Annotated in this window: 29 protein-coding genes; 22 read left to right on the top strand and 7 right to left on the bottom strand. The window is 68.2% G+C overall.

The features are described 5' to 3' along the window. The first annotated feature begins 18 nt into the window (after positions 1-18). The 22 genes from ACOFKX_RS13855 (at position 19) to ACOFKX_RS13750 (ending at position 16162) form a co-directional block, all read left to right on the top strand. Positions 19-645: a hypothetical protein gene (locus tag ACOFKX_RS13855; protein ID WP_419827666.1), complete on the top strand. Its 627-nt coding sequence runs from the start codon at positions 19-21 to the stop codon at positions 643-645. Between the two features lie 21 nt (positions 646-666). After that, positions 667-2799 (top strand): hypothetical protein, encoded by a 2133-nt coding sequence (locus tag ACOFKX_RS13850; protein WP_419827665.1) that lies wholly within the window; start codon positions 667-669, stop codon positions 2797-2799. A gap of 89 nt (positions 2800-2888) precedes the next feature. Further along, positions 2889-3437 (top strand): head-tail connector protein, encoded by a 549-nt coding sequence (locus tag ACOFKX_RS13845; protein WP_419827664.1) that lies wholly within the window; start codon positions 2889-2891, stop codon positions 3435-3437. Next, positions 3434-3796 carry a head-tail adaptor protein gene (locus ACOFKX_RS13840; RefSeq protein ID WP_419827663.1) on the top strand — a complete coding sequence of 121 codons (363 nt, stop codon included), beginning with the start codon at positions 3434-3436 and terminating at the stop codon, positions 3794-3796. Before ACOFKX_RS13845 ends, ACOFKX_RS13840 begins: the two co-directional genes overlap by 4 nt. Beyond that, positions 3796-4320: an HK97 gp10 family phage protein gene (locus tag ACOFKX_RS13835; RefSeq protein WP_419827662.1), complete on the top strand. Its 525-nt coding sequence runs from the start codon at positions 3796-3798 to the stop codon at positions 4318-4320. The genes ACOFKX_RS13840 and ACOFKX_RS13835 overlap by 1 nt, the downstream gene beginning before the upstream one ends. Continuing rightward, positions 4317-4718 (top strand): tail completion protein gp17, encoded by a 402-nt coding sequence (gene gp17 / locus ACOFKX_RS13830; protein WP_419827661.1) that lies wholly within the window; start codon positions 4317-4319, stop codon positions 4716-4718. The genes ACOFKX_RS13835 and gp17 overlap by 4 nt, the downstream gene beginning before the upstream one ends. 17 nt (positions 4719-4735) lie before the next feature. Continuing rightward, positions 4736-4921: a hypothetical protein gene (locus tag ACOFKX_RS13825; protein WP_419827660.1), complete on the top strand. Its 186-nt coding sequence runs from the start codon at positions 4736-4738 to the stop codon at positions 4919-4921. Between the two features lie 60 nt (positions 4922-4981). Then, entirely contained in the window at positions 4982-5431 is a 450-nt protein-coding gene (locus ACOFKX_RS13820) for a hypothetical protein (protein ID WP_419827659.1), read from the top strand. 101 nt (positions 5432-5532) lie between these two features. Continuing rightward, positions 5533-5949, top strand: coding sequence for a hypothetical protein (locus tag ACOFKX_RS13815; protein WP_419827658.1), 417 nt, complete (start codon positions 5533-5535; stop codon positions 5947-5949). 35 nt (positions 5950-5984) lie between these two features. After that, positions 5985-6383: a phage tail assembly chaperone gene (locus tag ACOFKX_RS13810; protein ID WP_419827657.1), complete on the top strand. Its 399-nt coding sequence runs from the start codon at positions 5985-5987 to the stop codon at positions 6381-6383. A 13-nt stretch (positions 6384-6396) separates the two neighbouring features. Beyond that, entirely contained in the window at positions 6397-11019 is a 4623-nt protein-coding gene (locus tag ACOFKX_RS13805) for a hypothetical protein (protein WP_419827656.1), read from the top strand. Next, a complete protein-coding gene (locus ACOFKX_RS13800; protein WP_419827655.1) occupies positions 11016-11939 on the top strand; it encodes a hypothetical protein in 924 nt (307 codons plus the stop codon). The genes ACOFKX_RS13805 and ACOFKX_RS13800 overlap by 4 nt, the downstream gene beginning before the upstream one ends. 8 nt (positions 11940-11947) lie before the next feature. Next, positions 11948-12775, top strand: coding sequence for a hypothetical protein (locus ACOFKX_RS13795; RefSeq protein WP_419827654.1), 828 nt, complete (start codon positions 11948-11950; stop codon positions 12773-12775). Then, positions 12775-13194, top strand: coding sequence for a hypothetical protein (locus ACOFKX_RS13790; RefSeq protein WP_419827653.1), 420 nt, complete (start codon positions 12775-12777; stop codon positions 13192-13194). Before ACOFKX_RS13795 ends, ACOFKX_RS13790 begins: the two co-directional genes overlap by 1 nt. 12 nt (positions 13195-13206) lie before the next feature. Further along, positions 13207-13812: a DUF4376 domain-containing protein gene (locus ACOFKX_RS13785; RefSeq protein ID WP_419827652.1), complete on the top strand. Its 606-nt coding sequence runs from the start codon at positions 13207-13209 to the stop codon at positions 13810-13812. Further along, positions 13809-14243 carry a hypothetical protein gene (locus ACOFKX_RS13780; RefSeq protein WP_419827651.1) on the top strand — a complete coding sequence of 145 codons (435 nt, stop codon included), beginning with the start codon at positions 13809-13811 and terminating at the stop codon, positions 14241-14243. The genes ACOFKX_RS13785 and ACOFKX_RS13780 overlap by 4 nt, the downstream gene beginning before the upstream one ends. Continuing rightward, positions 14230-14595: a hypothetical protein gene (locus ACOFKX_RS13775; protein ID WP_419827650.1), complete on the top strand. Its 366-nt coding sequence runs from the start codon at positions 14230-14232 to the stop codon at positions 14593-14595. Before ACOFKX_RS13780 ends, ACOFKX_RS13775 begins: the two co-directional genes overlap by 14 nt. After that, positions 14592-14735: a hypothetical protein gene (locus tag ACOFKX_RS13770; protein ID WP_419827649.1), complete on the top strand. Its 144-nt coding sequence runs from the start codon at positions 14592-14594 to the stop codon at positions 14733-14735. The genes ACOFKX_RS13775 and ACOFKX_RS13770 overlap by 4 nt, the downstream gene beginning before the upstream one ends. A gap of 13 nt (positions 14736-14748) precedes the next feature. Continuing rightward, entirely contained in the window at positions 14749-15273 is a 525-nt protein-coding gene (locus ACOFKX_RS13765; protein WP_419827648.1) for a glycoside hydrolase family 108 protein, read from the top strand. A gap of 79 nt (positions 15274-15352) precedes the next feature. Further along, the gene (locus ACOFKX_RS13760) at positions 15353-15646 is read left to right on the top strand and encodes a hypothetical protein (protein ID WP_419827647.1); all 294 of its coding nucleotides are present in this window, start codon (positions 15353-15355) and stop codon (positions 15644-15646) included. Then, entirely contained in the window at positions 15646-16059 is a 414-nt protein-coding gene (locus tag ACOFKX_RS13755) for a hypothetical protein (RefSeq protein ID WP_419827646.1), read from the top strand. The genes ACOFKX_RS13760 and ACOFKX_RS13755 overlap by 1 nt, the downstream gene beginning before the upstream one ends. Beyond that, complete coding sequence (locus ACOFKX_RS13750) at positions 15995-16162, top strand: hypothetical protein (protein ID WP_419827645.1); 168 nt, start codon at positions 15995-15997, stop codon at positions 16160-16162. The genes ACOFKX_RS13755 and ACOFKX_RS13750 overlap by 65 nt, the downstream gene beginning before the upstream one ends. A gap of 66 nt (positions 16163-16228) precedes the next feature. Here ACOFKX_RS13750 and ACOFKX_RS13745 read toward each other — a convergent pair whose 3' ends face one another. From ACOFKX_RS13745 to ACOFKX_RS13715, 7 genes are all read right to left on the bottom strand, one after another. Continuing rightward, a complete protein-coding gene (locus ACOFKX_RS13745; RefSeq protein WP_419827644.1) occupies positions 16229-16696 on the bottom strand; it encodes a hypothetical protein in 468 nt (155 codons plus the stop codon). Between the two features lie 731 nt (positions 16697-17427). After that, positions 17428-17817 (bottom strand): hypothetical protein, encoded by a 390-nt coding sequence (locus tag ACOFKX_RS13740; RefSeq protein ID WP_419827643.1) that lies wholly within the window; start codon positions 17815-17817, stop codon positions 17428-17430. Positions 17818-17878: 61 nt separating this feature from the next. Continuing rightward, positions 17879-18145, bottom strand: a complete 267-nt coding sequence (locus ACOFKX_RS13735; protein ID WP_419827642.1) for a hypothetical protein — start codon at positions 18143-18145, stop codon at positions 17879-17881. An 82-nt stretch (positions 18146-18227) separates the two neighbouring features. Then, positions 18228-18380, bottom strand: a complete 153-nt coding sequence (locus ACOFKX_RS13730; protein WP_419827641.1) for a hypothetical protein — start codon at positions 18378-18380, stop codon at positions 18228-18230. Further along, positions 18377-18880: a hypothetical protein gene (locus ACOFKX_RS13725; protein ID WP_419827640.1), complete on the bottom strand. Its 504-nt coding sequence runs from the start codon at positions 18878-18880 to the stop codon at positions 18377-18379. Before ACOFKX_RS13725 ends, ACOFKX_RS13730 begins: the two co-directional genes overlap by 4 nt. Positions 18881-18938: 58 nt before the next feature. Next, positions 18939-19196, bottom strand: a complete 258-nt coding sequence (locus ACOFKX_RS13720) for a hypothetical protein (protein WP_419827639.1) — start codon at positions 19194-19196, stop codon at positions 18939-18941. Beyond that, positions 19193-19882, bottom strand: coding sequence for a hypothetical protein (locus ACOFKX_RS13715; RefSeq protein ID WP_419827638.1), 690 nt, complete (start codon positions 19880-19882; stop codon positions 19193-19195). The genes ACOFKX_RS13720 and ACOFKX_RS13715 overlap by 4 nt, the downstream gene beginning before the upstream one ends. Positions 19883-19898 lie beyond the last annotated feature (16 nt).

The following is a 19898-nucleotide window of genomic DNA, read 5'->3' as shown; positions in this document are numbered from 1 at the left end:
GGAGCCGAGGAGGCCATCATGATCAAGTTCCTTCAGGACTACACCACCACCGCGCTCCCGCCCGAGCATTTCGAGCGCGGGCAGGAAGTCAGCGAGCGCTCGCCGGACAGCGAGATGTATTTCGTGAAGCTCGGCGTCGCGGCGCTCGTCGTCGACGGCAAGCTCGTCGATCAGGACTATAATCCGGTCGTCTTCGAGCCGGTGGCGGTCGTCGTCGGCGCGGTGGCGGATCGGCGCTTCGGCGGCGGGCGTGGCGGCGAGACCCTCGGCCTGACGGCGCCGCAGCGCGCCAGCAACGGCCCTGGTAATGCCGTGATGTTCGCCGCCGCGGCGACGGACGCGGCGCCGAATGGCGTCGAGGTCGAGCAGCTCCGCTCCGATCTCGCAGCGTCCTCCAAGCAGTACGAGGGTCATGTCGAGAACTTGACCGGCATGCAGGCTCAGCTGGATCAGGCGAAGGCCGATGCGGAGGCCGCAGTCACGCGCGCCGACAAGCTGGAGGAGCGCCTCGCCGCTATCGAGGCGCTCGGCCTCGCCGACAAGCTCGCGCCGATTGAGGAGCGCCTCGCCGCTATCGAGGCGGCGCGCGCCCCCAACACGTCCGGTGATGGTCAGGCCGGCCGCACCGTGCGTCGCGGCAGCTGAACTCCAGGACGAGGGCGACACATGCTCAGCACTCCCGCGACCGTTCCGCTTGCCGGCGCCGCCGGCCTGCGCTCGCCCTCGTCCGCGCCGGTCATCGGCACCTCGCAAGGTGCCGGCGTCGCTCAGCTCTATCTCGTCAGCTCGCGCGGACAGGTGCCGCAGACGCGATACGTGTCCGGCACGAACCCCGCCGACGCGACCAATTGCGTCGCCGAGACCCGCAAGTATTTCCCGCCGCTCGCCGCGCCGCAGAAGACGCTGCGCCCGTTCTGGACCGGGTTCTTCTCGGCGCTGTCGAGCGGCGAGAACCCGGGTGTCGAGACGAGCGTCGGCAACGATCGCAAGGTGACGGCACGGCTCAACTTCGGCGGCACGCTTTACCCGGTGACCTTCTCCGCCCAGGCCAGCGGCACTATCCCCGATGGTGCGCCGATCTACATGGCCGATCCGCTACCGGCACCCGCGATCTACGCCAACGGCCAGTGGCCGGCGGGCATGTCGATGTTCATCCAGGACCGCCAGGAGGTCCAGCCGGGACAGTATATCTGCCGCCATGGATCAGGCGCCGGCATCCCCGGCGAACGACAGGTCATCGGCGCCGCTGGCATGGCGTCGCAGCTCGACGTCGCTGGCGCGTGGAGCGGCGGCATCGTCGACCAGGCTTTCTACGGCCCGGCCGGCATCCTCGGCGATCCGGTCGGCCTCCCCGACGTCGTGCTCGCCGTCACGGGCGACAGCATCAACGCGCAGGGGCAGGACACGCGCGCGGCGTGGTTCACCGACGGCTCGCCCGCGAACGGCGGCGGCGGCCCGTTCATGCGCGCCGCGTACAACGTCAACGGTCGGATGATCGCCGTCCTCAACATGGCGGCGCACGGCACGACGGCGGCGCAATTCGCATCCTCCAACGACAAGCGCATGGCGCTGATGAAGGCCTGCGGCGTCTCGCACGTCGCCGACAATGACGGCACCAACGACACGGGCCTGAGCGGCGCGCAGATCTGGGCGCTGAAGCAGACCTACTACCCGAAGATGCGATCCGCCGGCGGGGTGCAGCACATCACCGCGCTGCCGATCGTGGTCCGTACCACGGACCCGTCGGGGAACAATTACTCGGCGCTAGGCGACCAGGTCGTCACCTCGGGCTACGAGGTCGGCGGCACGCGACGCGATCCGCACAACATCCTGCTCCGCGCGGCGATCGGCACCCTCGTCGATGGCGTCTTCGACACGGACAAGATGTTCCGCGACCCGACCCAGCCCGACAAGTGGCGCGTCACCGGCGTCGCCAATGGCTGGGTCGCGGACGGCACGCATCCGTCGGTGTTCGCAGTCGTCGCCCAGGCGGAGGCGTTCAACGGCGTCATGGCCGGATGGAGCCGGACTGGGCAGGCCGCGCCGGTCGTCGCCTATGACGCGACCGCGACCGCGTTCTTCGCGCGCATGGCGACCGCGCCGACTGCCGGGCTCAAGAAGGCGCTGTCCGACCTCTTCGCCAACGCCGCCGCGGCAGGCCTGCCGCTCACGGCGGCCGGACCCTTCGACGGCCTCTACCTGCCGCTTCACAACGAGGCGGACTCGATGCTCAACCTCGTGTCCGCGTCCTACCCACTCACCAAGGCGGGCACGACGACGTTCACGCCGTTCCGGAGCTTCAAGGGCGACGGCTCGACCGGCGTCTACTCGACCGGCTTCAATCCCACGACGGCGGTCTCGCCCAAGTTCGTGCAGGACAGCGCGACGATCGGCGTCGTGTCGCTGACCGACGTTCAGGAGGCTGGCGAGGACTTCGGCAACGTCGCGGCCCGGATCGGCAACCGCAACGCATCGGGGCAGCTGAGCGTGCGGTTGCATTACAGTGCCGGCTATGTCGCGGCGGTGCCGGACGGCTCGGGCATCGTGCAACTCTCGCGTACCGGCTCGGCGGGGTACGACATCTACAAGCGCCGCCCGCTCCTCCTCACTCGCGCCGCCGTCTCAATCGCGCCGAGCAATAACAGTCTCCAGATCTGCTGCCCCGGCGGCGCAACGAGCTTCTCGACGAAGGAGCTTGGTGGCGCGTGGATGGGCCGCGGGCTGACGCAGGCCGAGGCGCCGCTCTGGTATGACCTCGTCGCGACGTTCCAGGCCAAGACGGCGAGGCTCGCGGCGTGATGCGCTGGCCGATCGCCCTCGTCCTCTCGGCATGGTTCCTCGCGGCCGCCGCCTGCGAGATCGACCGCCGCCGGCGGGAGGGCTGAGCGATGCGCGCGCACGTCGTCACGCCACCGGCGCCGTTCATCACCTACGAGCAGGCGGTGCTGCGCCTGCGGCTCGCTGGCGGTGATCGCGAGAAGCTGGACGTCGAGGCGATGATCGCGGCGGCGACGGGAGAGCTGGACGGCCCGCAGGGCTGGCTCGGCCGCGCGCTCGGTCGCCAGACGATCGAGGTGGACTTCGACGGCTTCGACGATTTCGCGCGCGAACTGCCGTGGCCGGACGCCTTCTCGATCGAGGAGGTCTCCTACCTCGGCAGCGCGAGCGCGCGGCAGACGCTGGCGCCGGCGGCCTACGAGCTGCTCGGCAACCGGCTGGTGCCGATCGTCGGCAGCTACTGGCCCTGCGCCTATGGCTGCGGCCGCGATCGGCCCGGCGTGCGCGTCCGCTACGTCACCGGCTATGCGGCGGTGCCCGAGACGATCCGCAGCGCCATCCTCGTCATGGTCGGCTCGGCGTATCGCAACCGCGATCAGCCGGCGGACGCGCTGCCGCAGGTCGAGGCGATGCTCGCGCCGTTCCGGGTGTATCGGTGAGCTTCACCATCGCTGCCGGCGATCTGGATCGGATCGTCACCTTTCAGCGCAAGGCGGTGCCGACCGACGACGCCATGGATGCAGGCGAAGAGATTTGGTCGACGATCGACGGTGGCGAAGATGTCTGGGCACAGGTGCAGGAGATGCTGCCGAGCAGGGGTGAGCGCCTGTCCGATGGTATGGTCCTCGCGGCTCGGCCCGCGCGCGTTCGCATCCGCTACCGCGACGACATCACCCCCGACATGCGCGTGATCTACGGCAGCCGCGTCATGCAGATCATCACGCCGCCGATCGAGCTCGGCCGACGCGAGGGGCTGGAGTTCATGGCGCAGGATTACTCGACCGCAGGCGGTGGCTGATGGCCTACGCCAAAACGGGCAGCGTTCGCCGAATGCTCCAGCAGCTCCCGGCGGCGCTGGAGAAGAACGTCCTGCGCGGCGCGGCGCGCGCGGCGGCCAACGTCGTCGCGGACGAGGCGCGCCAGCGCTGCATTTCCAACGAGGTGCGCGACAGCATCAAGGTCACCGGCTCGTCGAAGGATGGTAACATCATCGCCAAGGTGCAGACGAAGGGGGAGGGCGCCTTCATCGCGCCCTGGCTGGAATACGGCACGCGGCCGCACTTCATCAGCGTCAGCGATGCCAATCGCGGCGGCCGCTCTATCAAGCGGCTCAACAAGGAGGTGCGCGAGGGCTCGCTCGTGATCGGCGGCCAGTTCGTCGGGCCGACCGTTCACCACCCCGGTGCCCGCCCGCACCCGTTCATGCGCCCGGCGCTGGATACGAAGGAGGGCGAAGCGGTCGCGGCAGCGCAGTCCTACATCACGACGCGCTTAGCGAGCGTCGGCCCGTTCGCCGCGGCCGCGCCGGAGCCGGGCGAGTGAACGCGGTCGAGATCGTCACCACGCTGCTGAATGCCGACCCGGCGATCGCCGTGCTGATCGAACCGAGCCGCATCAAAGCCGGGATGCTGCCGCAGGACGCCGCGCTGCCGGCGCTGCTCGCGCGCGAGATCAGCCAGGTCGAACGCTTGAAGCTGGTGCGCGTCGGCAAGGCGCTCGTCACCTCGCGGATCGAGGTGGCGGTGCGGGCGAAGAGCTACCGTGAGCAGAAGGCGGTGCTGGCGCTCGTCATCCATGCCTGCGCGGGCCGCACGGGCGACATCGGCGGCGGCACGTCCGTCGCGATCACGAACGCTGGCGCCGGCCCCGACCTCGTCGATGAGGCCGGCATCTTCCAGCAGGCACAGGACTTCCGCGTCACCCACGAAACTGACGCCTGAAGAGAAGGAGCACCACCATGGCCGATACCCAGAAGACCAGGAAAGCGTTCGTCATTTCCGGCTTCAACGACGCCGGCACCGGGCGCGAGTTCAAGAAGGGCGCCACCGTCGACGTCACCGAGGGCGAGTTCGCCAACTACGCCGCCGCCGGCCTCGTGCGCGAGCCGGGCGCCGACGACAAAGCGGCCGCCAAGGCTGCCTGACGCACCCGCGAAAGCGGGTTCACCGCCGGCTGAGCCGGCTCGCCACCATGGGAGAATATCATGGGTTCCACGACTGCGGCGGGCACGGCGCTCGCTATCTCGGCGGCAGCGCCCGCCACCCAAGACAAGGCCGGCTACGAGACGCTGACCTTCACCGAGATCGGCAATGTCGAGAAGATCGGCACGATCGGCGCAACCACCGCCAAGGTGGAGTTCCAGCCCCTCAAAGGGCCGAAGCAGAAGCTGAAGGGCTCGACCGACTACGGCTCGCTCCAGCCCTCCTTCGCGCACGATCCGACGGATTCCGGGCAGACGCTGCTGCGCACCGCCGGTGAGCCCACCAACCTCGCGCGCTACGCGTTCAAGGTGACGCTGCCGACGGGCGACATCCGCTACTTCCAGGGGCGGGTGTTCGGCTACCCGGAGAACTTCGACGGCGCCGACAGCGTCATCATGGCGAATCCCACGATCGAGATTGACACCGTGATCGTGAAGGTCGCCGCCGCCTGATCCCACCAGTTTCCGGCTTCGGCCGGTCTCCTCGCATCGCCCGTCTCGCTTCTCGCGGGTGTCGGGGCGGGCGGTGCACCATACCCGCGAAGGAACACCTCATGGACATCACGACGCTCGCCGTCCGCGACACCGCAGCCATCCACCTGAAGGATGCCGCCGGCAACTTCCTCTCCGACGACGGCAAGCCCGTCCGCATCATCGTCTACGGTCCGGGCAGCAAGCCCTATGCCGAGCTGGAGGCGCGGCAGTCCGCGCGCGCCATCAAGCGGATGCAGGACAACGACAACAAGGTCTCGCTCGCGCCGCCCGAACAGCGCGCCAAGGAGGACGCCGAGGATCTCGCCTCGATCACCGTGTCGTTCGAGAATCTCACCTATCCGCCCGCAGGCGACGCCACTGGCCGTGCGCTGTTCGAGTCCTTCTACGCCGATCGCTCGCTCGGCTTCATCGCCGCGCAGGTCGGGAAGGCATGCCGCGACTGGGGAAACTTCAGCGGCGCCTCGGCGAACGCCTGAGTCTCTACGTCCGCTATCTGGCGTGGCTTCGCGCCGTGCCGCGACCCGCTGAGGGATCGCGGCGGGCGCGGAGCGACCAGGACGGGCGTAAGAAGCTCAGCCGCCTAGAGGCGCAGTACGGGACGAAGGTGCCGCCGCCGATGCCGCCCAACCCGGCGCCGCATATCGTCGACCGGCTCATGGAGATCGGGCTGCACGAGGCCGCCGGCATGGGCGTCGTGCCGCTCAGCTGGCGCGAGATCACCGCGTGGCAGGAGAACACTGGCGTCCGACTTGAGGCGTGGGAGGCGCGGCTGATCCGCCGCCTGTCGGCCGACTACGTAAACGAGAGCCGGCTCGCGGAGGACGAGAGCCGGCCGTCGCCGTGGCGCGCACCGGTGACGAAGCGCGAGGTGGACACGGAGGAAGCGCGGTTGCGGTCGGTGCTGGGATGAAAGGGAGGCGCACATGGACAAAGACGGCGCCACCTTGGAGGTCGGCTTCGAGATCCAGGTCGGCGACGCGTTCGGCAACCTGCGCTCGCTCGATAACCTAATCGGCACCTCCGCGGCGAACGCCGTGCGTCAGTTCACCCGCATGGAAGCGGCGTCGAAGGGTATGATCGACGTATCGGGCAGCACCGTCGCGCTGAAGACGTTCGGCTCGGCCGCGACGCGCGAACTGGAGACCGCGCGCCAAGCGATCGCGAAGGTTGAGGGTGCCGGTGAGAAGATGGCGACCAGCCTGGAGCGGTCCATCCCCTTCATCGGCAAATCGGCCAGCGAGGCGCGTCAGCTGCGCGCTGAAACGGCGGCGCTGGCGGCGGAAGGGCGGGGGCTGACTGAGCTGGCAGGCCGTATCCGCACGATGTCGGCCGCCTATGCCGAGGCCGAGCGCGCGGCGGACGGCGCCACTCGCGGCACCGGCAGGAACAACTTCGCGCTGAAGCAGACGGCCATCCAGATCCCCGACATCGTGACGGGCCTGCTCACCGGCCAGAAGCCCATGCAGGTGTTCCTTCAGCAGGGGGGGCAGATCGCGCAGATCGCGCAGATGGCTGACGGCGGCATCAAGGGCTACGCGGCGTCAATCGGCACGCTCGCGCTCCGTTTCGCGCCGTTGCTCATTGCCACCGGCACCGCCGTCGCGGCCTTCGAGCTGCTGAAGAACCAGGTCAGCGACGACAAGGCGCTCAAGGCCTACGCTGACAGTCTCGGCCTGACGCACAAGGAGATGAAGAAGCTCGGCGATGTTGGCATCACCACCGGTGATGTCCTAGCCGGGCTTGCCACGACGATCGGCGAGCGGACGGGACTGGACAAGGTCTTCGACGGCTTCGGCGAGAAGGCGCAGTCGGCGGCACACATGGCTTTCACCGTCATGGTGGACGCTGCCGCCGGCTATTATGCGGCTTGGGTCGGTTCCTACAACGGTATCCTCGCGACGTGGCGCCAGTTCCCTGCTGCGCTTGCCGATCTCGTCATCCAGGCCGCGAACGGCGCGTTGAGCGGCATCCAGTGGCTCATCAACAAGACGGTTGACGCAGTGAACTCGGTTGGCGGCAACCTGAGCCACGTCGATCTCGGGCAGCTCAAGAACAACTATGCCGGAGCGGCCAAGACGGCAGCCACCGCCGTGGTGGGCGAGTGGAAGAAGAGCTTTGACCAGGCGAAGGGCGCCATTCAGAGCGTCGTCACCGATGTCGCGGCCAACACGCTCGCGCACGCCGAGGCCAGATACAAGAAGAAGGCCGACGAGATCATCGCCGACCGGACGCCGAAGAAGCCGAAGGTTGACCACCATGCCGAGGAGCTGGCGCGCGAGGCGGCCGCGACCGAGGCGCAGATCAAGAACCTGTACGCGCTCGCCGACGCCTATGGCGTGTCCGGTGCGGCCGCGCTCATCGCTGAGGCGCGGGAGAAGGCGGAGAGTGCGGCGATTAAGGGCCGCGCCGACATTGAGGCCGTTGTCGAGCGGCAGATCCGTCTCGCGATCGCGCAGCGCGTCGCGGACGCCGCGAAGGCCACCGCCGCAATGCGGGATCAGGCGGGTGTTCAAGAGGAGGTCAACGCTCAGGTCGAGGCCGGACTGGTGCCGATGGCGAAAGCAGCGGAACTCGTTCAACAGCGCATCGCCAGTCTGCCGATCTTGGCGGCACTTGTCGCTGCTGGGCAGGTCGGCGACGCGAAAGCGGCGGCTGAGGCACTTGCGCAGCTCAACGCACAACGAGAAGCGCAGGATCGGCTTAATGCCTCCAAGCTGAAGGCCCAGGATCTGGCGCAGGCTGACCAGATCAAGAAGAGCATCGCGCTCACCCAACAGGAGGGCGATGTCGCCGTCGAAGCCGGGCAGAAGCGGCTGGCGTCACTCCGAGGCTTGTCCGGCCAACCGCTTGAGGACGCGCTCGCCGACATCAACACGCAGCAGGAGAAGTCAGTTATTCTGCTGCGCGCCCAGGCTGAGGCCGCCGATGACGTGGCCAAGGGCTACACCAACGCCGCCGCCGCGGCGTTGGTCAAAGGGCAGGCTGACGCGGCTGCGGTGCAACAGCAAGCGGACCAGCGGAAATCCGAAAACGACATCACGCGTCGGAAGCAGCAGTTTCTCGACGTCGCGCAGCAGTTCGTCGACATCGTGGGTGGCGGCTTGGGCAGGGCCGTCAACGCGATACTCCCGCTGCTGGACAAGGCTAAGGCGGCATTCTCCGGCGGCAATGCGCTCGGCGCGATCGGGGCAAGCGCCGGCCTGGGCAGCGCGGCGTCCAGCATCGCGGGCAAGGGCACCGGCAGCCAGATCGGTGGCGCGATCGTCGGCGCCATGGGTGGCGCGCTGGGCAACTTGGTCGGCGGCCCGCTTGGCGGGATGATCGGCTCGGTGGCCGGCGGCATACTCGGCGGGATCGTCGGCGGGCTGTTCAAGCACGTGAAGAAGGCCAGCGCCACGATCGAGGTGATCGCGGGCGACGCGGTCACGTCGAGCATCACGGGGAACAGCTCGAAGCTCAAGACGGTGGCCGGCAGCATGGCGGACAGCCTCATCAGCGGCTTGTCCGGCATCGCGGATCAGCTCGGCGGCGCGCTGAGCGACAGCCTCCACGTGTCGATCGGCCAGCGCAACAAGACCTACCGCGTGGACCTGTCCGGGCAGGGCCGGACCAAGGGCATGCCGTCGTTCAAGACGGAAGACGAGGCTGTCGCCTACGCGGTGCAGAGCGTCATCCAGCAGGGCGCTATCACCGGCCTCAGCGCGGCCGAGCAGACGCTGCTCAAGGGCAAGGGCGATCTCCAGACACAGCTCCAGAAGGTGATGAGCTTCAAGGGTGTCTTCGACGAGCTGAAGCAGAAGACCGATCCCGTGGGCTACGCGATGGACCAGATCGCCACGAAGTTCGCCGGGCTCCAGAAGGTGTTTCAGGAGGCCGGCGCCAGCGCGGACGATTACGCGAAGCTCCAGCAGCTCCGCGGCATCGAAGAGAAGGAGGCGCAAGCCCAGGCTCAGCAGGCGGTTCAGGACGATAGCGAGCGGCTGGGCCTGGAACGGCAGCTGGCCGAGGCGGTGGGCGACACCGCGAAGATGCGCCAGATGGATCTGGACGCCCTTCTGCCGGCGAACCGCGAGCTTCAGCAGCGCATCTGGGCGATCCAGGATGAAGCCGACGCTGCGGCAAAGGCCGCCGCCGCCGCCGATGCCGCCGCCCAGGCCGAGCAGGCGCTCGCCAGCACGCGCGAGAACCTGGAAGGTCAAATCCTCCAGCTGACCGGCGACACCGCCGCGATCCGCGCGCGCGAGCTCGCCGCGCTCGATCCCAGCCTGCGCGCGCTCCAGGAGCGCATCTACGCGCTTCAGGACGAACAGGCCGCTACCCAGGCCGCGACGCAAGCGGCGCAAGCGGCGGCCCAGGCCGCCGCCGCGATCGCGCAGGAGCGTGCCGGGCTGGAGACGACGCTGCTTCAACTTCAGGGCAACACCAACGAGCAGCGCGCGCGCGAGTTGGCTGCGCTCGACCCATCCAATCGCGCCTTGCAGCAGCAGATCTACACGCTTCAGGATCTTCAGGCGGCGACCGAGGCGGCGACGCAGGCCCAAGCGGATGCCGCCCAGAAGGCCGCTGCCTTCGCGCAGGAGCGAGCCGGGCTTGAGGATCAGATCTTCGAGCTGGAGGGCAACACCGCCGAGCAGCGCTACCGCGCGCTCCAGGCGCTCGACCCGAACAACCGCGTGCTCCAGCAGTATATCTGGAACCTCCAGGACGCGAAGACTGCCACCGAGGCGGCGTCGCAGGCGACTGCCGACGCGGCCGCCAAGGAGCAGCAGGTCGCGGAGGAGCGTGCCGGCCTCCAGCAGCAGCTCTGGGAAGCGACGGGAAACACCGCCGCGATCCGGGCCGCCCAGCTCGCCAGCCTCGATCCGTCGAACCGTGCGCTACAGGAGCAGATCTACGCCCTCTCCGATGCAAAGGACGCGGCGGACGCGGCGAAGCAGCTGGCGGATGCCTGGACGTCGATCGGCGACAGCATCATGGACGAGGTGAAGCGTATCCGGGGGCTGACGGACGCTGGCGGCGGCAACACCTTCGCGTCGCTTCAGGGCCAGTTCAACGCCGCGATCACGGCCGCGCGCGCCGGCGATCAGGATGCGGCGAAGGGCCTGCCCGACCTGTCCAAGTCGCTGCTCGACGCGGCGGCGCTGGCGGCGACGAGCAGGCAGGAGCTGGCGCGGGTCGAGGCGCAGACGGCGGCATCGCTGGAAGGCGTCTACGGCATGATCGCGGGCGCGACGACCGCGTCGGCTGCCGCCACCGCCGCGCTCACCGGCAGCGGCTCCAGCAGCTCGTCCACCAGCGACGCGGCGGCGTGGTGGTCGACGTTTGCCGCCGGCTCTGGCGACAGCGCCGCCGACGATCGATCGGAGGCGAAGCTGGAGGCGATCCGCCGCGAGATCGCGCAGCTCCGGGCCGACAACAACGATGGCAACGCGACGATCTCCGGTCGCATCGGCGACGGCAACAAGATCCTCGATCGCGTCACCGATGGTGGCGACGCCATGCAGGTTGCCGCCGACAAGCCGCTGCCGACGAAGGCCGCCGCGTGAAGGTCATCAAGCCGGGCGCGCTGACGACCGCCATGGTCGCCGCGACGAGCGTGCCGGCGGACTCGCAGGCGGCGTGGGCGGTCGGCACCACCTACGCCAAGGGCCAGCAGATCACGCGCTCCGGCACGCACCGCATCTGGGAGAGTGCGGCCGATACCAACAAGGGCAACGATCCGGCGGCGGCCGGGCAGACGGCGTGGATCGACATCGGCCCGACCAACCGCTGGGCGATGTTCGACCAGGCGGTGGGCACGTCGAGCAGCGCCACGGGCACGATCGACGTCACGCTGGCGCCGGGCGCGGTGAGCGCGCTCGCGGTGTCGGACACCAACGCCGAGACCGTGCGGGTGCGGATGACGGTCGGCGGCACCGCGATCTACGATCGGACGCTGACCACCAACGTGTCCGGCGGCGTCATCGCTGATTGGTATGCCTACTTCACCGCACCCATCGGCAAGCTGATGACCGTGCTGTTCCTCGACCTGCCGCTCTACGCGACCGCGCAGGTGGAGGTGACGATCACCGGCCCCGACCCCCAGGCTCCCGTCACCGTCGGCACGCTGCTGGTGGGCACGCTGATCGACCTGGGATCGACCGAGACCGGCCCAACGGTCGGGATGACCGACTACTCGAAGAAGACGACCGACGACTTCGGCGTCACGACCATCGTTCAGCGCGCCTGGGCGAAAAAGGCGCAGCTGAAGGCGCTGGTCGCCACCGACGCCGTGGACGGCATCCAGCGATCGCTCGCCGGCGTCCGCGCGCTCCCGTGCCTGTGGATCGGCGAGGGCGGCTACGACTGCCTCGCGATCTACGGCTTCTTCAACGACTTCTCGATCGAGCTGACCGTGGGGATGGACCCGGACACGCGCTCCGGCGGCATCAGCTACGTCAGCCTGACGATCGAAGGGCTCATCTAGGAGCGACCATGACCCGCATCGCATTGCTCCCTACGCCGCCGTCGCGAGACGATCCGGCGAACTTCGCCGCGCGCGCCGACGCATACCTGCCCGCGATCAACGTCGCCGGGCAGCAGATGAATGCCGTCGCCGACGAGGTGAGTGACAACGCGGACATCGCCGCCGCTTCCGCCGCCACCGCGGTCAACGCGCCCGGCACCGCCGCCACCAGCACGACGTCGCTGACGATCGGCACCGGCGCGCAGGCGCTCGCCATTCAGGCGGGCAAGGCGCTCGTGCCCGGCATGTTCGTGACGGTGGCGCGGACCAGCGACCCCGGCTCCTGGATGGTTGGGCAGGTCGTCGGATATGATGCCGGCGGCGGCGGCCTCCAGCTGACGGTGACGCTGGCGAGCGGCGCGGGCACGTTCACAGACTGGACGGTGTCGCTTGGGCCGCCGGTGTTCTTCCCGGCGGCGACCGCGGCGCAGCTGCTCGCCGGTGCATCCGACCTCGTCGCGCTGACGCCGGCGGCGCTGTTCGCCGCGTCGGCGCCGGTGGCGCTGGCGGACGCCGCGACGGTCACGCCCGACCTCGGCGTCGGCCTCAACTTCAGCCTGACGCTCGGCGGCAACCGCACGCTCGCCACCCCGGCCAACGCCAAACCCGGGCAGTCGGGCGTGATCGTGCTGACGCAGGATGCGACCGGCAACCGCTCGCTCGCCTACGGCAGCGCGTGGAAGTTCGCGGGCGGCGCGCCGGCGCTCACCGCGGCGGCGGGAGCGGTCGACGCGCTCAGCTACTTCGTGGTCACGCCGACGCTGATCCTGTGCACCGTGGCGCGGGCGTTCGCCTGATGCTGCCGTTCGCCGCGCTGCGCGGGCCGGGCCTCGTCGACGCGTCGCCGACGCTCACCGCGTGGCAGCTCGCCACGGACGCGCAGGGCGGCGTCTCGCAGCGCGCCGGGCGCTCCTGGTTCGGCCGCGCCAACGCCACCGGCAACGGCTTCGCCGCGATCTTCCTGCCCTTCACCGCGGTCGCAGGCGGCCGCTACCGTCTGAGCTTCCAGGCCTCGGGTGACCGCATCTCGTGGGGCTACTATCGGGGCACCAGTCTGATCATCAATCCGGCTGGTATGTCATCCCCGACCACGGGCGCGACGCGCGTCCAGTACGACTTCACGACGTCGTTCGCCGGCGCCGCGCGCACCCTGATCCGCTGCGATAGCGCGACCACGCGCCAGGCCGACTTCATCCTGCTTGAGCAGCTCAACTAGCGAGGCACACGCATGCAGTTCGCGCGCAAGGTCGCGGGTTCCTGGGAGGAGCTCGTCGACGGCTTCACCGTGGGCACCGGCGACGACGCCATCCAGTACCCGCCGACGTGGGCGGTCGGCGCGTCCGCCGAGCAGCTCGCGGCCCTCGGCATCGCCGCGATCGTCGACGAGCCCGACGTGGCGCCCTGCCTGCGGCTGCTCGGGAAGACGCTCGTCGACGTCGCCGGCGTGCCGCACCGGCGCTGGGTGACGCCGCCGGCCGCCGACGTGCGAACGGCTCGCCGCGCCGAGGTGGCGGCGCTGCGCTGGGACGAGCAGCAGACGGTGAAGTGGCGCGGGCGCGTCGCGCTCGCCGACGACACCACCATGGGACGGATCGTCGCGGCCGTGATGCAGGCGCAGGTGACGCAGGACACCGCGCTCGTCGTGCACTGGAAGTTCGGCGACAGCGACTTCGCCGACCTGACGTTCGCCGACCTGATCGCCTACGGCACCGCGATCGGCGCTCATCTACAGGGATGCTTCCAGCGCGAGGCCGAGCTCGTCGCGGCGATCGCCGCCGCGCCGGACGCCGCCGCCATCGCGGCGATCGACATCAGCGGCGGGTGGCCGGCATGATCCTCGTCCGCTTCCGCCGAACCTTCCGCGAGCGCGCGCCGGAGTGGGTGCTGGCGTTCATCCTGTGGGGGTGGGGCTTCATCCTCCTGCTTCCAGGCGAGAGCTTCAACCGGCCGTTCTTCCGTCCGCTGCTGGAAGTCGGCAGCGAGATTGCGTGGGGCTCCGCCACCTGTCTGATCGGCACGATCAGGATCGCCGCTCTCTACGTCAACGGATCACGCGAGGAGACGCCTCGCATCCGGCAAGCCGGCAGCTTCTTCGGAATGCTGGTATGGGCGTTCCTGACCTCCGGGGCGATGTCGGTAGAGTGGCACTCGCCGGCCATCTTCACCTACGCCGGGCTGTTCGCCTTGGAGGCGATCATGTTCTCCTATTCTGGCGCCGACGCCGCTCGTGTTGCTTTCAGGGCCACGCAGAATGGCGGCGGTTGATGTAGCCGCGACCATCCAAGCCGCCGGCGCGCTGGGTGGTACTGGTCTCGTTGCCGCATGGCTCGCGTGGAAGGAGTCGCGCAAAGATCGCTCGACCGAGAGTGCGACGGCGGGCGGCGTCGTCGCCGCCAGCGTCATCTCCGACAAGTCGATCGCGAGGCTCACCGAGGTCGTCCAAGCCGCGGCCGAGAGCCACCACGACGACTGCCGCCGCAAGCGCGAGAGCGACGAAGCCGTCATCGATGCGGTGCGCTCGCTGGAGCGCACGATCCGCGACGGGCTACCCCCGGTCGCATCGCTCAACGTCGCCGGGCTGATGGCGCGGCTCGATAAGCTGGAAGGCAAGGGGTGATCGAGCATCCCCGCGCGCGGCTCGCCCGCCTGTTCGGCTTAGCGCTCGCCTACGACCGGCGCGGGATCGAGCGCGTCCAATTCCTCGCGCCCGCGACGCTGCCAGCGATCCCCGGCCCGTGGACGATCTACCGCTTCTGATCTGGAGATCACGATGACCATCGACGAAATCATCGACAGCGTGCTGCGCGCCGAGGGCGGCTACAGCAACGACGCGCGCGACGCGGGCGGCGAGACCAACTTCGGGATCACCACCGCCGTGGCGCGCGCGAACGGCTATGCCGGCGCGGTGAAGGACATGCCGCGCGAGGTGGCGCGAGCGATCTACCGCAGCCGCTACGTCGTCGCTCCCGGCTTCGATAAGGTGCTGGCGCTCTCGCCGGACATCGCGGCCGAGCTTGTCGACACCGGCGTCAACATGGGCCCGGCGATCGCGAGCCGCTTCCTCCAGCGCGCGCTGAACGCGCTCGGCGACGAGCAGCTTCTGGTCGACGGCGTGGTCGGTTCGCGTGCGATCTCGGCGCTGTCCGCCTTCGTCAAGAAGCGAGGCGGAGAGGGTGAGCGTCGGTTGCTGGCGCTGCTCAACGCGGAGCAGGGGATGCGCTACCTCGAACTAACCGAGGCACGCACCGCGAACCGCACTTTCCTCTACGGGTGGCTGGCGAGGATCGCGGCATGATCCGCTCGCTTCTCGTCACCGTCGGCGCCGTGCCGATGCTCCTGATCGCGGCCGTGCTCATCATAGATCGGAGGCTGTCGTGAACGACATCGATCGCCACTGGCGCTACATCATCGCGGTGCTGCTGATCGTAGGCTACATCGGCCTCGCCGGCATCTCGTTCTTCCATCAAGTGCCACCGAACAACACGCGCTTCGTGGACGGCTTCTTCACCGGCCTCGGCCCGATCGTGGGCGCGGCCGTGGCGGCCGTGCTGAACGTCGGCAAGGGATCAAGCCCGCAGCAGGACGCGAACCTCGCGACCGCGCTCGACAAGCTGCCTCCGGCGACGACCGGCACGGGACCGGCGACGCCGATCGAGGGCTCCGCCTGATGCCCGCCTGGCTCACCTGGTCGCTGATCCGCCGCGCCGGCCCATGGCTGCTCATCGCCGCGCTGGCAGGTGGGCTCGCGCTGTGGACCCACGGTATGCAGCGGACCATCGCCGCGCAGGCCACGACGATCGCCGGCGTCCGTGCCGACCTCGCCGCCGAGCAAGCCGCACGCCGCCGCGACATCGCCGGCCTTACCACGCTCGCGCAGGGCTTGGCGGCCGCAGCCGTCGAGACGAAGCGCGACGCCACCATCCTCTCGGAGACAATCGACCATGCGAACCCTGCACCCGCTTCTCCTGGGCTCGCTGCTCTCATGCGCGGCCTGCGCGAGGCCGACACCGCAGCCGGTGTCCAGCGCGCCACCGCCGGAGCTGGTGGCGCCGCTCCCGCCCGCGTTGCAGGTGCCCGCTGAGGCGACGGACGCGGCGATCGGGCAGTATATCGTCGATCTACGCGACGTGCTGCGGGTGACGGCAGCGCGCTTCGAGGCGCTGCGGGCCTGGGTGGTTCGCTAGAGCAGATCAAGGGCCACCATGCTGGCACAGCCAATCCGCGACGCCGCGACTCCCCCGTGAGGTCACCTACCTCCCCTGGTTCACCGCCGGCGTGGCGGCCATCTCCCCATCCCGCCTGTCGAGAGGCGCAGCGTCCGGGGATGCCGGTGGCGTGGCGGCGAGGGCGGCTTTTCGGATTGCTGCGGCGGCATCTATCAGGACAACGCGCATTGAGTTGGTGTGCGATAACGGGCCACCGGCAGGCGCCGGTATCTGCCGATCCACGATGCGAGCAGCTTCTTCCAACGCCGCCCCCCGAAGACGCACCACCTCGCTCGCAGGCTGCTCATCCGCTGCTGCTCGGGCGTCGGTGGGTTGTGCCGGGGTGAGGGCGACAAGCTTTGCAGACAACGCGATAGCTTCATCCTGCCAATCTTCAAGGCAGACATTTGGGCGACCGCGTGTCCACTCCATTCTGGCAAGACGGTCAATGAAGTCAGAAGCTTGCGCAACCGCCTCCCGATCCACGCTCCCCGCGCCGGGTTCGCTGCTCATCGCCCATATCCCCCGTGAAGCATTTCCATAAACGTGATGAATAAGATAGCTGTCGCAGCCGCCCAGACTCCCACTGCTATTGGAGAGCCATTCTCAAACGTCTGCTTTCCGAGACACCGGCCGATCATCCCCGCGCACACGAACATACCCAAGAAAATCGCCATCATGACTTCAAACATCGCGATCTCCCTTGGTGAGGGCGAGGACAGCATCGGCCTGCCATTCCGACAGCTCTCGGCCGTCTCGATAGCCAACTAGGGCGCCGGGCAGCTATCGCCTTCGCAATCGCCTCCCGACCCACCCCCGCATCCCGCGCCTCGTCCGTCGTTGAGGATGGCGGGGTGGGTAGTGGCATCCAGTGGGTAGGGATAAGCGGGCCAATCGCGCTTTGATGAGGATAACGATCAGTCGTCCACCTTTCCCATGGCGCGTACCATTGCGCCACTTCAACGCACGAAAACGGTTCCCGTAGCCATAGTTGTACCCGAGTCCCATCCCTCGGCGCGCTCTCGATCGACCGCCACCCCGCCCCACAGTCGGAGGACGTGCGCTCGCCCTGTTCGGAACGGATCAGGGCCTCGAAGCGGGCGAAGGCGGCATCAGCCTCGGCCAACTCTCGATAGGCGGAAGCTGTAAGTGGGACATCGCCTGATAGGGTGTTCGCGACTTGCAGTCCGCGCTTGATCGCGGTCAAGTCGGCCAACACCTCAACGGCAGGCGAGGGGGGTGCGTCAGGCATCGGGTGATCCTTTCGGGAGTAGATTGCGGATGGCGCGCGCGAACGCCAAGCCGGTCAGGTTGCCGTGCTTGCGAGGATCAAGGAACGACAGGTCTCGCTCGTTCGACCAAGTCTCTTGACCGCTCTCAACGATCTCCGCGCACGCCTCGATGAAGATGACGGCAGCAGCACGCGCCGCTCGCCGATCCACGTCGCTCAAACGCGCAACCGGGTTCGTGCCCGGCAAGGCTCGCGCATCGCGGATCGCCTTTGCTGCCCGCTTCACCAGCGCTTCACTATCGGGCATTGTCGGCGCGATCGACGTATTCGCGAGTAGGGCGATAAGGAAAAGCAATGTCTCGGCAGCTGTCGCGGTTGGTGAAACACGCACCATCGGGATCACGAAAGACAATCGCCTCGATGTCGTACGCCGTGCCATCGGCGCGCTTGAACACGTGCGAGCATCACTTATTCTGCGCGACCATGTCCTCGTCGTAGTCGAGCGCGGTCCACTCATCATCGTCGCCGGTAAGCGGCGATATGGGCTCGAACCGCAGCACCTTCTCTAGGATGCCAACAGCATATGAGGCGCTAAACCCGCTATGCCCCTCATCGCTGAATGCTTCAACCATGCGCAAGATGTGCGCATCCATCATGTCCTGCATCTCGTCCAGTTCGCCACTCCGAAGACGGCGCAATTCCTCTTTCGCAAACGCGACCATGTTGCTCATTGTCTTATCTCCATGTTGAAAAGGGCCACCAGCACTTCATCGGGCGGCGTCATTGGGATTGCTCGGCGAGGAGGTGGGCGTGTCACGAGAACGCCGCCCATGCTAGGAAACCGATGACGATCCAAATGATGACGAAGGTCTTCCAACCGCCCTCATCGGCATCCCATCCGCGCTTGATACGGGCCATTCTCCTCTCCACCTCCTCATCGAACGGGGTGGCGTCGTGGGGCTTCATGCCACGATCCTTTCGGGCTTGGCGGTGCGCGCGAGCGACGCGTCACGGGCGGCAATCATCTCGTCCGCCGCGCGAAACACATCGCTCGGGTTGCGGAGCTTGCGCGTCGGGGCTGGGCCGTTCTCGTCCCAATCGCAGAAGTGAAAGCGCACGAACTGATCGAGCGCGCCCCACGCGCTCTCCTCGCTCCATTCCGGCTCGTAGTAGCCTTCCATAGAGCCGATCATCGCCGTGCCCGGCCACGGGTGGTAAGGCTGGTGCAGCTTGATGTACGGGAACCGCGTGCCTGCTCGGCAGCGCGGACGCAGCACGATCTCTCCGTCACCATGAAGGCGCTCGTCGTGAACGCTGGAGCACCGCTCCCAATGCTTCCGCGCGTGGATGATGAGACCGTGATAGTTGTCGCCGGCCTCGGACAGGAATTGCTCGCGGTGGTCGCCTAGCAGCGGCAGCAGCGGGGCGGCACGCTTCGAGAGCTTCTTGAGGATGCGAAGGTTCATCCGACCACCTCATCGGACAAGCTAGAGGACGGGGTGGCGTCGTGGGGTGGACGCGCGGTCATGCGGCGGCTTCCGCGCACAGGCGGCGAACTTCAGTGGCCTCCGCGTTGTCGCCATAGTCGCAGTCGCCGCAGCGCGTGCAGACGTTCACCGGAACCGAACATCCGCAGTTGTCGCCGAGATCGCAGCAAGCGTTGCAGCCGCCGTAAGACTGCATGTCGCACCCGACCTCGGCGCACGTTGATGCCGCGACGCGCCGCCGCAACTGGTCCGCGCGGGCTTCAGCGGCGGCCAGTTCCTCGACAAGCCCACTCACGACGCCACCCGATCGCGCACGGCATCCTGGGTAGCCACCTGATCGATGTTTGCCCGCTCGACGCGGAAGGTGAGCGCGACGACGTGGGGGTTGTCCTGCCAGCGCTGCTCATTCTCGGTGTGCAGGCTGTTCCAGAGCAGCGCGTAAGCAGCGACCGGGTCGGGCGCGCTTTGCCCGTCACTGCCGCTCCACCAACCACCAGGCGCGTAATTCAACCCTTCGGCGATCGCGTCGCGGACGCTGATCTCTTGAAGCGGTTCGACGCGCACCTCCTCCACGATCAGCGTCAGGCGCGAGGCCCAGCGAGGCATGTGGATGGAGGGGATGCCGATGCTGCGGCGCTCGCCGTCGTTGTAGGATCGATCGATCAGGCGGAAGTAGGCCGCGAGGGAAGCATCAGGGATGTCACCGGTGCAGGGACCGGTCTGCCGTCGACGGTCATCCACGAACGTGATCTCGCAGTCGTCACCTTCCGCCCAGAACCGCACGCTCTCCCGCACGTAGAGCCGATCGCCTTGCTCATATCGCACCGGCACCTTCCCGGGTCCGCTCGGCGAGTTGAAGAACCAGCTGTCGCGCTCATCGCTCGCGTAATGGATGCCGGTGTAGCGGGCGCCGGCGGGAAGCCTCTTGCTGACGATCCTCCGCGTCTGCGTCTTGCGGCCGGCGAGCAGGGCGCGCACCATCGAACCCGAAAAGATG

Source organism: Sphingomonas sp. (assembly GCF_965200105.1).
Lineage (GTDB): Bacteria > Pseudomonadota > Alphaproteobacteria > Sphingomonadales > Sphingomonadaceae > Solisphingomonas.
The sequence above is the reverse complement of the archived record's forward strand: the minus strand, read 5'-3'. Positions and strand labels throughout refer to the sequence as shown.